At 70.8% G+C, this 12,143-nt stretch carries 12 protein-coding genes; 2 read left to right on the plus strand and 10 right to left on the minus strand.

Annotation, left to right across the window (positions count from 1 at the left end):
• Positions 1-53: 53 nt before the first annotated feature.
• Positions 54-860: an alpha/beta hydrolase gene (locus AB0C30_RS04175; protein WP_357939392.1), complete on the plus strand. Its 807-nt coding sequence runs from the start codon at positions 54-56 to the stop codon at positions 858-860.
• Between the two features lie 10 nt (positions 861-870).
• On the opposite strand, the gene AB0C30_RS04180 is transcribed toward AB0C30_RS04175, so the two are convergent.
• The 10 genes from AB0C30_RS04180 to AB0C30_RS04225 form a co-directional block, all read right to left on the minus strand.
• Entirely contained in the window at positions 871-1,491 is a 621-nt protein-coding gene (locus AB0C30_RS04180) for a YoaK family protein (RefSeq protein WP_357939394.1), read from the minus strand.
• Between the two features lie 113 nt (positions 1,492-1,604).
• On the minus strand, positions 1,605-3,122 hold the full coding sequence (locus AB0C30_RS04185) for a ricin-type beta-trefoil lectin domain protein (protein WP_357939396.1): 1,518 nt from the start codon (positions 3,120-3,122) through the stop codon (positions 1,605-1,607).
• Between the two features lie 99 nt (positions 3,123-3,221).
• Positions 3,222-4,016 carry a maleylpyruvate isomerase family mycothiol-dependent enzyme gene (locus tag AB0C30_RS04190; protein WP_357939398.1) on the minus strand — a complete coding sequence of 265 codons (795 nt, stop codon included), beginning with the start codon at positions 4,014-4,016 and terminating at the stop codon, positions 3,222-3,224.
• Positions 4,017-4,169: 153 nt separating this feature from the next.
• Positions 4,170-4,736: a carboxymuconolactone decarboxylase family protein gene (locus AB0C30_RS04195; protein ID WP_357939400.1), complete on the minus strand. Its 567-nt coding sequence runs from the start codon at positions 4,734-4,736 to the stop codon at positions 4,170-4,172.
• A gap of 93 nt (positions 4,737-4,829) precedes the next feature.
• Positions 4,830-5,846, minus strand: coding sequence for an oligopeptide/dipeptide ABC transporter ATP-binding protein (locus AB0C30_RS04200; protein ID WP_357939402.1), 1,017 nt, complete (start codon positions 5,844-5,846; stop codon positions 4,830-4,832).
• Positions 5,839-6,843 (minus strand): ABC transporter ATP-binding protein, encoded by a 1,005-nt coding sequence (locus AB0C30_RS04205; RefSeq protein ID WP_357939404.1) that lies wholly within the window; start codon positions 6,841-6,843, stop codon positions 5,839-5,841. The genes AB0C30_RS04200 and AB0C30_RS04205 overlap by 8 nt, the downstream gene beginning before the upstream one ends.
• The gene (locus AB0C30_RS04210; protein WP_357939406.1) at positions 6,840-7,784 is read right to left on the minus strand and encodes an ABC transporter permease; all 945 of its coding nucleotides are present in this window, start codon (positions 7,782-7,784) and stop codon (positions 6,840-6,842) included. Before AB0C30_RS04210 ends, AB0C30_RS04205 begins: the two co-directional genes overlap by 4 nt.
• The gene (locus tag AB0C30_RS04215) at positions 7,781-8,707 is read right to left on the minus strand and encodes an ABC transporter permease (protein ID WP_357939408.1); all 927 of its coding nucleotides are present in this window, start codon (positions 8,705-8,707) and stop codon (positions 7,781-7,783) included. Before AB0C30_RS04215 ends, AB0C30_RS04210 begins: the two co-directional genes overlap by 4 nt.
• An 11-nt stretch (positions 8,708-8,718) precedes the next feature.
• A complete protein-coding gene (locus tag AB0C30_RS04220) occupies positions 8,719-10,281 on the minus strand; it encodes an ABC transporter substrate-binding protein (RefSeq protein ID WP_357939410.1) in 1,563 nt (520 codons plus the stop codon).
• Between the two features lie 46 nt (positions 10,282-10,327).
• Positions 10,328-11,260 (minus strand): 5-dehydro-4-deoxyglucarate dehydratase, encoded by a 933-nt coding sequence (locus AB0C30_RS04225; protein ID WP_357939412.1) that lies wholly within the window; start codon positions 11,258-11,260, stop codon positions 10,328-10,330.
• Between the two features lie 93 nt (positions 11,261-11,353).
• On the opposite strand from AB0C30_RS04225, the gene AB0C30_RS04230 reads away from it, so the two are divergent.
• Positions 11,354-12,139, plus strand: coding sequence for an IclR family transcriptional regulator (locus AB0C30_RS04230; RefSeq protein ID WP_357939414.1), 786 nt, complete (start codon positions 11,354-11,356; stop codon positions 12,137-12,139).
• Positions 12,140-12,143 lie beyond the last annotated feature (4 nt).

The following is a 12,143-nucleotide window of genomic DNA, read 5'->3' on the forward strand; positions in this document are numbered from 1 at the left end:
CACCGGAGTCACCTCTTGGACCGACCACCAACCTCCAGACCAGGAGAACTCCGATGCACAACACCCTTGAGGTCCCTGACGCCCGCCTGTACTACGAGGTACGGGGCGAGGGCCCCCTGGTGGTGCTCGTCGGCGCCCCGATGAACGCCGACTCCTTCGCCCCGGCGGCCGAGCTGCTGGCCACCGACCACACCGTGCTCACCACCGACCCACGCGGCATCAACCGCAGCCCCCTCCACGACCCCGACCAGGACTCGACCCCGCAGCTGCGCGCCGACGACCTGTCCAGGCTCCTGACCCACCTCGACGCCGGCCCGGCCGCGATCTTCGGCTCCAGCGGCGGCGCCGTCACCGCGCTGGCGTTCGCCGAGGCCCACCCCGAGCAGGCCCACACCGTCATCGCCCACGAAGCCCCGGTGGTCGACCCGCTCGAGGACCGCGAGCAGCTCTACGCCGGGACCGACGACCAGATCGCCACCTACCTCGCGGGTGATGTCATAGGGGCCTGGCGGAAGTTCATGGCTCAAGCCAACATCCCCATCCCGGACGACGCGATCGGGATGATGTTCGGCGGGGACCGCGACCCGCAGCAGGTCGCGGACGAACGCCGCTGGTTCGCCCACGAGATGCGGGCCACCGTCCACTGGCAGCCCGATTTCGCCGCCCTGCGTGCGGCGAGTACCCGCGTCGTGATCGGCATCGGCGAGGACTCGGCCGGCCAGCTCTGCGACCGCACCTCGCTCGCGCTCGCCGCGGCACTCGGCATCGAGCCGACGATGTTCCCCGGCGGCCACGTCGGCTTCGTCGATGACCCGAAGTCCTTCGTCACCCGGCTGCACGCGGTCCTTTACGAGAGCTGATCGGGCGGCGTCAGCTCGTACCGGTGATCAGGGCGAGGGCCACGGCCAGCAGCGCGATCACCGGAGCCGCCGCGGGGAGCAGGTGCAGGCTCACCGTGGCGGCGGCCGCGCCGAATGCCAGGGCGAAGAGCACGGCCACCAGCTCGGGAATGTGCGGCTGCCCGTCCTCGGGAGTGAGGAGGCGGGAGAACGAGCTGGTCAGCGCGCCGGTGATGAACGTCGTCGAGCCGATGAAGGTCCGCAGCCGATGAGTCACCGCGCTCTGGACGCCCATGGCGAGGGCGGCGGTCGCGATCAGCGGGAGGTGCGGGCCGGACAGGGCCCAGGCGATGGCCAGCGCGATCAGCAGGCCCAGCTCGGCGGCCAGGGCCAGCCTGATCCGGGCGGCCCAGCCGGTGGCCTCCCCGGTGAACCGGAACACGGCCACCAGGCCGCAGGCGAAGGCGATCAGCGCCACCAGCGAGCCCAGGGCCTCGGAGAGGCGGCCACGGCCGGCCGACACGCCGAGCAGGACCAGGTTGCCGGTCATGTTCGAGGTGAAGACCTGGCCCAGGGCGAGGAAGGTGAAGGCGTCCATGGAGCCCGAGGCCAGCGCCAGGCTCAGGATGGGCAGGCGGTTGGTGGCCGACATCCCCTCATGGTCGGCCGCCCGTGCGGCCTGCGGCGGGAGGCGCGCTGAGCACAGCTACAGGACGACGTGATGGGCGGGCGCGGCACGGCGGGGCGAGCAGGCTCGTTGGGCGGTTACGGGACGGCGGGGTGGGTGGGCGTGTTGGGTGGGTTCAGCCAGTCGGGGGTGCGCCACTGCTGGACGTTCGCGCGGGTGCACGGGCGCAGCGACAGCGAGGCCCCGTCGGGCTCGAGTTGCAGGCACAGGCCGCTGGCGACGTGCTGGACCTCCCAGTAATGCCACCGCTTGTACGCCGAGCGGTAGTTGAAGCGCCAGAGCTGACCGGCGGAGTCCGAGCAGGGCTCGCGGGACGGGCGCCGCCGGTCCGGTGGGCCGGTGGCGGTCAGGCAGCCGCCCATGATCGTGATCGCGTACGTCCCCTGGGCGCTCGGCCGGTAGCTGAACGCCTGGTTGACGCCGCCGTGGCAGGTCCACGTGATCAGGTCCGCGGCGCCCGTGGCGTCCAGGCACACGCCGTTCTCCGAGCTGGCCAGCGAGCTGCCGAGATCAGGCGGGCGGGTGGTGACCAGCCAGCGCTGGCCGGGCCGGTCGGCCGCGCAGGCCAGCAGGATCAGCGGGGTGCCTGGGTCGGCGATGCTCTGGTTGGGCTCGGCGCACAGGTTTCCCCTGGGGGAGGCGATAGTGATCGCATGGTCGCCGGTCAGCCGCCAGAGCTGGTCGTCGGAGCCGTCGCAGTCCGCCTCGGTGAGAAAGATCCCTTCAGTGACGCGCCGGGCCTCCGGGGTCAGGCAGCGTTCGCTCACGCGGTTGCGGATCCGGTGGAAGAACGCGCCGTCGCGCTTGGCCGGTTCGAGGTCCCAGCGCTGGGCCTCGGTGGGGACCGTGTTGATGGCCGAGCCGCCCAGTCTGGCGTGCGGGGGAGCGGTCGTGGAGGTGTTGACGACCAGGGGCTTGCCGGGTGCGTACAGGGAGAGGATCAGCACGTTCGAGCGCTTGAGCGAGTCGGGGATGTAGGTGTCGACGTACACCACATAGGCCAGGAAGGCCGCGGTCGCGAACACCACCGACACCACCGTGCTGATGACCAGCCTCTTGCGGCGGGCGGGCCGGGACGGCTGGGGATCGGCCAGCCTGCGGTAGGACCGCAGCCACTTGTCCACCGTGGCGTCCGGCACGTCGTGCACCAGGAGGAAGGCCCGGATGACCGGCTCGGCGCTCTTGACGTCGTTGAGCCAGCCGGTGCGCTGCTTGGTGACCTTCTCCAGGTCTGTCCGGTCGAAGGCGAGTTCCCGCCGGGCGGCCCGCGCCTGGAGCTCGGCGAGCTTGGGCGCGCGCGCCTCCCAGCGCAGGTCCTTGAGCAGCCGCTTGTACGTGGGCAGGTCGTGCGCGGTGAACGGATCGGTCGCGGTCGCCGAGCGGTTGGCCCAGCGTGACTGCAGGAGGCCGCCCAGCGGCGGGAGCGCGGCGGCCAGGCAGGCGAAGACGATCGCGGGCAGGATGTGCGCCGGGTTGAGCTGGGGCTGGCCGTCGGTGGCGAAGTTGACGTAGATGCCGGCCAGCACGGTGAAGACCGCGCTGAGCACGGCCACCGCGCCGATCACGAGGGCGAGCTCGCGTGGGGGATTGCGCATCTGCTCCGTCCGACACTGTGTGTCGGCCTATGGTAACGGAACGTACGCGGGTCTATCGGGCGACGGCCGTGCCTGTCAAAAATCGAATCAGTTGGCGGGTCAGAAGCCGGGGAAGATCCGGCGCAGGTCGTCCAAGGTGAGGCTGTCGCTCGTGAGGGTCACCACGCTCGGTGTGTGCTCGGGAGAGTGGCGGCCGGTGGTGAGACGCAGCCACCACTCGGCCGGCGCGTTGAGTACGGCGTCGGGCTGAGCCGGCTCGTCGGTGAGGCTGACCGCGTCACCCACGACGAGCCCGAAGGAGCGCTCGGGCGAGGTGGTCCGGATGGCCACGCCGACCTGGCGTCCGGCGAGGGCGTCGGCCTTGGCGATGAAGTGGATGAGCATGCCCACCTGGTCGAGCAGCAGCCCGGCCGCGGCGGGGGCCAGGGTCGCCGCCGGGTCGAAGGCGACCTCGACGTCCCACGAGTGATGAGCGAACTCGCTGAGCCGCAGCCCCGCCGCGGTCGCGACGTCCACGGGGACCGGCAGGAAGCCGAGGTTGATCCGCAGCTCCTCGCGCGTCTGCGCGTCGAGGCTCTCGTAGCGGCTGACCAGCGCCTCGTTGGCGGTCAGGAAGCCCTCGGCCCGCTCGGCCGGGGACATCGCGTCCCAGCGGGCCCAGACCGACTTGTTGAAGTCTCCGTCCGGGCCGGCGGTGCCGCTGAGCGTGGCCTCCAGGCCGGCCAGGTTGATCTCGGCGCCGCTGCCCAGGTGGCTGAGCACCTGCGACACGTCCCACTCCGACGCGCCGGACGGCCGGGTGAGGTCGTCGGCCGCGAGGCCGCGGACAAGCGTGGCCAGATGATCGTGGCCGCTGCGCAGCGCGTCGATGATCTGGTCGGCACGATCGGTCATGTTCGTCTCCAGAGCGGGGACGCGGAGATGTCTACGGTCCGCCGCGTTGCGAATTTTGTTGACGGGTCAAGGATATGTCCTGCGAGTGCTCCCCGCGGCGGCGAGTACCTGTCGGCGCCCCGGCCACCAGCGATCCGAAGGCGCCGACGAGGCTCATGCGGACGTGTCCCGGGGCTGGAAGGAGTCGAACACGGTCATTCCCGAGGCCGGGTCGAGATCGGTCTCCGTCACCTCGGTCAACCGTGCCATGGTCATGTAGAAGCCGATCACCAGGATAGCCTCGACGATCTCCCGCTCCGAGAAGTGTCGTCGAACCTCCGTGAACACGCTGTCCTCGACCCGGACGGCCTCGATCACCTGCTTCCCGAACGCGAGCAGCGCCCGCTCCGCGTCGTCGAAGACCTCGTCGTCGAGATTCGCGTGTTCGATGGCGTCGATCTGCGCTTGCGGAACGCCGACTCCCAGGGCGATCGGCACATGTTGCCGCCATTCGTAGGCGCCGCCCTCGATCCGCGCGACGAGCAGGATCAGCAGTTCGCGCCGCCGATGCCCGAGGTCGAGGCTGCTGAGGATGGCCGTGCCCAGCCGCACCTGCGGGAGCACACACGACTCCGCATGCGCCAGCATGCGGAAGATGTTGAGCTTGACCGGTAGGGCCGCGAGTACTTCGGCCGCGTCCCCGGTCGCGTCATCAGGATGGATGAGGGTCAATCTCGCCATCGATACCTCCGGCTGTGTCGCCGTTAGCTGGGTGGACAGGAGCGATCGTCAGGTGACCGAGCGCCTGAGAGTCTCACCCCAGCAACGGTCTCATCAACCGGGTTCCGCGACCTCCTGGAGCGGGAGGTGACACGCGGCCCAGTGCGGCGGGTCGTCACCGTACGGCTCCAGCGGCGGCACCACCTGGGCGCAGACGTCCTCAGCCTTCCAGCAGCGCGTACGGAACCGGCAGCCCGATGGCGGGTCGAGCGGAGAGGGCACCTCGCCCTGCAGCAGGATCCGCTCCCGCCGAGCCCCCACGGTGACGTCGAGGACCGGCGCCGCCGACATGAGCGCGGCGGTGTACGGATGGCGCGGCTGGTCGAACACCTGCTTCGTCGGCCCCGTCTCGACGATCTTGCCGAGGTACATGACCGAGACCCGGTCGGCGACATGGCGGACGACGGACAGGTCATGGGAGATGAACACGTACGACACGCCCAGCCGGGCCTGCAGGTCGGTGAGCAGGTTGAGCACCTGCGCCTGGACCGACAGGTCGAGCGCCGACACCGGTTCGTCGCACACGATGACGTCCGGTTCGAGGGCGAGCGCGCGGGCGATCCCCAGGCGCTGACGCTGACCGCCGGAGAACTCCTGCGGGTAGCGGCGGGCGTCGCTCGCCCGCAGCCCGACCATCTCCAGGAGTTCGGCCACCCGCTTCCCGCGCTCCTTCACCGGCACCAGGTCACGGTGCGTCCGCCATGGCTCGCCGACGATGTCCTCGGCGCACAGCCGGGCGTTCAGTGACGCGAACGGGTCCTGGAACACCATCTGCACCCGGCGCCGCCACTTCAGCAGCTCCTTGCCGCGCAGCGCGAACGGGTCCGTCCCCTCGAACCTGACGTGGCCCTGGTCCGGGCGCTCCAGCATGAGCAGCACCCGGGCGAGCGTCGACTTGCCGCAGCCGGACTCCCCGACCAGGCCCAGCGTCTCGCCGCGGGCCAGCCGCAGGTCGACCCCGTCCAGCGCGCGCAGCCGGTTGCTGCCCGAGGCACCGCGGGCCACGTGGAAGGTCTTGCTCACCCCTGCCACGTCCAGCAGGGGCGCCTCCACAGCGGATGTGTCAGTCATCGGTCAGCTCCTTCCAGTGATGACACGCGGACAGACGACCGGGTCCGGCCTCGACGAGGACGGGACGCTCCGCCGCGCACACGTCGCTCGCCATCGGGCAGCGCGCGCGGAAGGCGCAGCCCGAGGGCACCGAGTGCAGGTCGGGCGGGCTGCCCGGAATGGACTTCAGGGTGACGCCGCGCGCCACCTCGGCGGGCACCGAGTCGAGCAGCCCGCGCGTGTACGGGTGGCGCGGCCGGGCGAACACGTCCGCCACCCGCCCGGTCTCGACGATGTTTCCCGCGTACATGACGGCCACGTGGTCGGCCTGCTCGGCCACCACCGCGAGGTCGTGGGTGATCAGGATCAGCGCCGTCTGCTGCTCGGTGCGCAGCTCGCGCAGCAGCTCCATGATCTGGGCCTGCACCGTGACGTCGAGGGCGGTGGTGGGTTCGTCGGCGAGCAGCACCTTGGGGTGCAGGGCCATCGCCAGCGCGATGAGCAGCCGCTGACGCATGCCGCCGGAGAACTGGTGCGGATAGGCGCTCACCCGGGCGCCGGCCTCGGGGATGCCGACCCGTTCCATCAGCTCGACAGCCCGCTCGCGCGCCGCGCGGCGCGAAAGCCGCTCGTGGATCCTGAACGGCTCGGCCAGCTGGGCGCCGACCGTCTGTACGGGGTTCAGCGCGGTGAGCGCGTCCTGGAACACGATGGACAGGCCGGGCCCGGCCAGCCGCCTGCGCTGCGCCGGCGGCAGGGTGAGGATGTCCGTGCCGTCCAGGCGTACGGCGCCGCCCGCCACATGCGCCACCGGGTCGAGCAGGCCGACGATGGCCTGCGCCGTCATGCTCTTGCCGCAGCCCGACTCGCCCAGGAGCGCCAGTGTCTCACCGGAGCGGACGGAGAAGCTGACCTCGCGTACGGCGCGTACCGTCCCGGAAGGGGTGCGGATGTCGACCGCCAGCCGATCCACCTCCAGCACCGGGCGCCCGGCCTCCGTGCTGTTCGACTCGCTCACGCGCGCACCTCCTTGTTCTCAGGGCGGGAGTTCTTGCGGCGAGAGCGGGGCAGGGTGAGCCGCCACCGCTGGCCGGGGTCCATGGCCAGGCGCGCCCAGGACGCGAGGACGGTCGCCGAGACGGTCGTCACCACGATGGCGACTCCGGGGAAGACGGCGATCCACCAGGCGCTCTGCAGTACCTGCCGCCCTTGGGCGACCATCAGGCCCCAGCTCATGTCCGGCGGCTGGATGCCGATGCCCAAGAAGCTCAGCGACGATTCGGTCAGCATCACGAAACAGAAGTCCAGGGTCGCGACGGTGAACAGGGTGGGCAGCACGGTCGGTGCCACGTGCCTGCCGATGATCGCCCAGCTCTTGGTGCCGAACGTCCGCGCCGCGTCCACGAACAACCGGCTCTGCAGCTCGGCCGACTCCGCCCGCGCGGCCCGCAGGTAGACCGGGATGCGGGCGATGGCCAGGACCAGGACGATGTTCCCGGCGCTGGGGGAGAAGACGTACAGCACGACCACGGCCAGCAGCAGCGAGGGGAAGCTGAGGATGACGTCGGCCACGCGCATGGAGACGTTCTCCCGCCAGCCTCGGTGGTAGCCCGCCCACATGCCCCAGACCGACCCGACGACCAGGGAGATCGCCACGGCCGGGATGGCGACGGAGAGCGTCGTACGGCTGGCCACGATGAGCCGGGCGAGCAGGCTGCGGCCGAGCGAGTCGCTGCCGAGCACGAACGCGAAGCCGTCGTCGAGGCTGAACGGCGGCCGGTTGACCGCCCGCAGGTTCTGCTTCACGGCCAGGTCGCCGAGCAGGATCGGCCCCACGACGGCGCCGACGATCACGATCACCAGGATCACCACCGCCAGGCAGGCGAACCGGTCCCGCAGCAGCAGCCGCCACCAGGTGATCCGCCGAGCGGCGGGAGGAGCCTCCACGAGGCTGGTCATGCCGTCACCCCCTGACGGACTCGGGAGTCCAGGAGCGCGTAACAGGCGTCGATGACGATGTTCAGCGCGAAGATGGTGATCGCGGTCACCAGGACCGCGGCCTGCAGCACCGCGAAGTCGCGCTGCAGGATCGAGGTGATCATCAGCTTGCCGATGCCCGGCCAGCCGAAGATGGTCTCGACGACCACGGCCCCGTTGACCAGCCCGACCGCCAGGTCACCGGCCACGGTGAGCGCGGGCGGCGCGGCGTTGCGCAGCGCGTGGCCGAAGACCACCCGCAGCTCGCTCGCGCCCTTGCTCCGGGCCACCTTGATGTACGGCGCCGACAGCGCCGTGACCATCGCCCCGCGCACCACCTGCACCAGCACGCCGAACGGCCGGATCAGCAGGGTGAGCACCGGCAGCACCCACGCCGCCGCGCCCTCGGTGCCCGAGGTGGGCAGCCAGCCGAGCGCCACGGAGAAGACCAGGACGCCCATGATGGCGAACCAGAAATCCGGCATGCTGGCCGCGGTCGTCGAGGTGAAGCTGGCGACCCGGTCGGCCAGGGAGTTCGGGCGGTAGGCCGCCCAGCTCCCGACGACGACCGCGCCGAGGATCGCCAGGACCATCGTGGCGCCCGCCAGCTGCAGCGTCGCGGGGAACGCCCGCAGCACCGCGTTGGCGGCGGGTTCGGCGGTCCGCAGCGACTCGCCGAAGTCCAGCCGGACCACCTGAGCCAGGTAGTCACCGAACTGGACGAGCAACGGCTGGTCGAACCCGTGCCGGGCGGCGAACTCCGCCCGCATCTCAGCGGTGGCGCTGAGCGGCAGGTAGAGGTTCGCCGGGTCGCCGGTCAGGCGGGCCAGGTAGAACACGCCGAGAACCACCACGACCAGCGGTATCGCACTGGAGGTGACGCGACGCCGCAGGAAGGTCAGCACACCTGCTCCTTTCAGCCGGCCGGGTGCAGCTCGGCGAGGCGCATCTCGTCGTTCGTGGCGGCGTTGGGCTTGTAGGTGACCTTCTTCGACAGGGCGAGGATGCCGGTCATGTGCGCCAGGACGGCGTCGCGTACGACGTCCTTGTTCTGGAACTCCAATGCCTTGGCGAACGCCGTCTGGCGCTCCTCGCCCGAGGCCTGCTCACCGGCGCTGATCAGGTCGTCCAGTTCGGGGGTGCCGAAGCTGCTCTGCGCGCCCTTGCTGCCGTAGATCTGGCCCATGGTGAAGGCCGCGTCACCGGCCTGGTTGCCGTGCTGGGCCTGCAGCAGGGTGGGGCCGGCATCCTTGGGGAAGGGGCGCAGCAGGTACTCCAGCCAGGCGTTCACGTCGAGCATCTGGATCTTCACCGAGAGCCCGGCCTCGGTGAGCGAGTTCTGCACGACCTCCATCGCCTCGGCGGCCTTGGGGTAGATCCCGTTCCGGCCGATGATCGTGATGGGGGTGTCCGTGGCGACCCCGGCCGCCTTGGCTTCCGCGATCAGCTTCTTGGCCTGGGCCATGTCGTACGGCCAGGGCTGGATGGCCGAGCTGTGACCGGTCACGCCTTCGGGGACGAGCTGGCCCGCCGGCTTGCCGAGCCCGGCGAAGACCGAGGCGACGAGCCCGTCCTTGTCGATGGCGTAGTTGATCGCCTGGCGCACGCGAACGTCGTTGAGCGGCGGCTTGGCGGCGTCGATGCGCAGGTAGGAGGTCTCGTTGTTGGGGAACTGCACGGCCGAGTCGCCGGCGCCGTCCTCGGGGGCGAGCCCGACGGCGATGTCCGCCTCATCGCTCTTGATCATGGCCGCGCGGATGCTGCCCTCACCACGCCAGACGTACTCGGCCGCGGCGAAGTCCGGCGCCTTGCCCCAGTATCCGGCGAACCGCTCCAGGCGCAGGCTGCGGCCGGCGTCCCACTTGGCGATCTTGTACGGGCCGGTGCCGACGGGCTCCCGGACCTTGCCGGTGGCGTTCGTGGTGGTCGGCACGATCTCGACGAAGGACAACCGCAGCGGGAGGATCGGGTCCGGCTTGGCCGTCTTCACCTTGAGGGTCACGTCGTCCGCGGCCGTCACCGTGAGCTTGATGCCGCCGAAGACGTACCCGTTGACGTTGCAGTCGACCTTGGAGCCGAGCGTGCGCTCGATGGAGAAGGCGGCCGCCTTGGCGTCGAACGCGGTGCCGTCGTGGAACTTCACGCCCTTGCGCAGGGTGAAGGTCCACTCGGTGGGCGAGTCCTGCTTCCACTCCGTGGACAGCGCCGGCTGGAGCTGACCGGAGCTCGGGTCACGCTCCGTCAGCGCCTCGGTGATGTTGGCCCGGGTGACGCGCCCGGTCGCGGTGAGGGAGGCGTCGCACGGCTCCAGCGTGGGCGGCTCCTCGGGCAGCACGATGCGGACGGTGCTCGCCGCCGCGCCGCCGCCGGCCGACGGCTCCGGGCCGCTGTTCGCGACCGAGCAGGCGCCGGCTGACAGCAGGGTGCCCAGCGCCAAGAGGGCAGAGGCCGCCTGACGGCGGCTTGGGGGGTTGATCATAATTCCTCCGAAATCGCCTGCTCCTGGTGCCGGGGCAGGCCACGTGCTATGCGACAGATGCCGCGCTGAGGGCGGAAAGGCCGCGGTCGATGATGCGGGCGAGCTGCTCGCGGTGCTCCGGGGTGACCTGCGCCAGTGGCGAGCGGACGGGCCCGGCGGAGCGGCCGCGGATGTCCAGGCCGGCCTTGACGAGAGAGACGGCGTAGCCGGGCGTCGTGTTGCGCAGTGCGGCGAGAGGGGCGTAGAACTCGCGCAGCAGGAGGTCCTGAGTCGCGTCGTCGCCCTTCTCGAAAGCGTGGAAGAACGCGACGGCGACCTCCGGGAGGAAGGCCAGCACCGCCGAGGAGTAGGCGCGGGCGCCGAGGCCGACGTAGGAGCGGGCGAAGATCTCGGCCGTCGGCATGCCGTTCAGCAGGGGCAGCCGTCCGCCGGTGGCGGTCTGGATGAGCTGGAGCAGTTCCATGTCGCCGTGCCCGTCCTTCAGCGCGACGATGTTGTCCACCTCGGCGAGCTCGGCCACCGCCTCGGGGGAGAACAGCGCCGTACCGCGCTGGTAGAGGATCACGTCCAGATCCGTGGCGGCGGCCACCTCCCGGTAGTGCGCCACGAGCCCGGCCGGCGGGCCGACCTGCAGGTACGGCGGCAGCGCCAGCAAGGCGTCGGCCCCGGCGGCCTGCGCGGCGCGGGCGAACTCGGCGGCCGTCCGCGTGCCGCCGCCGACCCCGGCGAGCACCGGGACCGTTCCCGCGACGTGCTCCACGGCGGCCTTGACCACCGCCTGGTGCTCCGTGGCCGTCAACGACGCCATCTCCCCGGTCCCGCAGGCGACGAAGATCGCGCTGGGCCGCGCGGCGAGCACGTCCGTGAGATGAGCCTTGAGCCCGGACAGATCCACGTCCCCCGACTCCGTGAACGGTGTGACGGGGAAGGCGAGCAAGCCTGAGAGGGAAGCGGCGACTCGCGTGACTGCGGGGGACATCAACAGCAACCTCTTGTCTACATATGGAGACAGCATCTATATTTGTAGCCGAGACATTAAGTGGGTGTTTCACCAAACGTCAAGAGGTGGTCGATGACGCAATACGCCCCGGACTCGTTACCTCAATCCGCCGAGACCGGGGGAGGTGTCCGCAGCGTCAAATCGGCCGAGCGGACCATCGCGGTGCTCGAACACCTCAGCTCCGCCTCGAAGACGTGCTCACTGCGCGAGCTGACCACCGCGCTGGGTCTGCCGCGGGCCAGCGGCTACGCGCTGCTCACCACGCTGGTGAGCACGGGCTGGGTGGAGACCGACGGCGCCGGTCGCTACCGGCTCGGCATCCGCGCGCTGCGGGCCGGGATGTCGTACGTCGAGCGGGACGACGTCGTCCAGCGGGCCCGTCCGGTGATGAACGAGCTCAACGACGAACTCGGCGAGACCGTCCACCTGGCCCGCCTCGACGGCATTGAGATCGTGTATCTGGCCACCAACATCTCCCGGCACTCCCTGGCCGTCGTCACCCGTCCCGGCCGGCGCCTGCCGTGCTGGGCCACCGGCCTCGGCAAGGCGATCCTCGCCGGGCGTCCCTGGGCGGAGGTCGACGAACTCCTGCCGGAGACCCTGGAGCCGCGCACCGTCCACACCTTCACCGACCGGGTGGCACTGCGCGCCGAACTCGAGGAGATCCGGCGCCGTGGCCACGCCGTCGACGAGCAGGAATCGACCCTCGGGCTGCGTTGCTTCGCCGTCACCCTGGACTTCGGACCCGTGCCGAGCGAGGCGCTCAGCTGCTCCATCCCCCTCGTCCGCCTCGATCCCGACCGCGAGGAGGCGATCGTGGCGGCACTGCTCCGGGCGCGGGCCCGCATCATCCGCTGAAGGG

The organism is Nonomuraea sp. NPDC048901 (assembly GCF_040649695.1).
In the GTDB taxonomy this organism is placed as follows: Bacteria; Actinomycetota; Actinomycetes; order Streptosporangiales; family Streptosporangiaceae; genus Nonomuraea.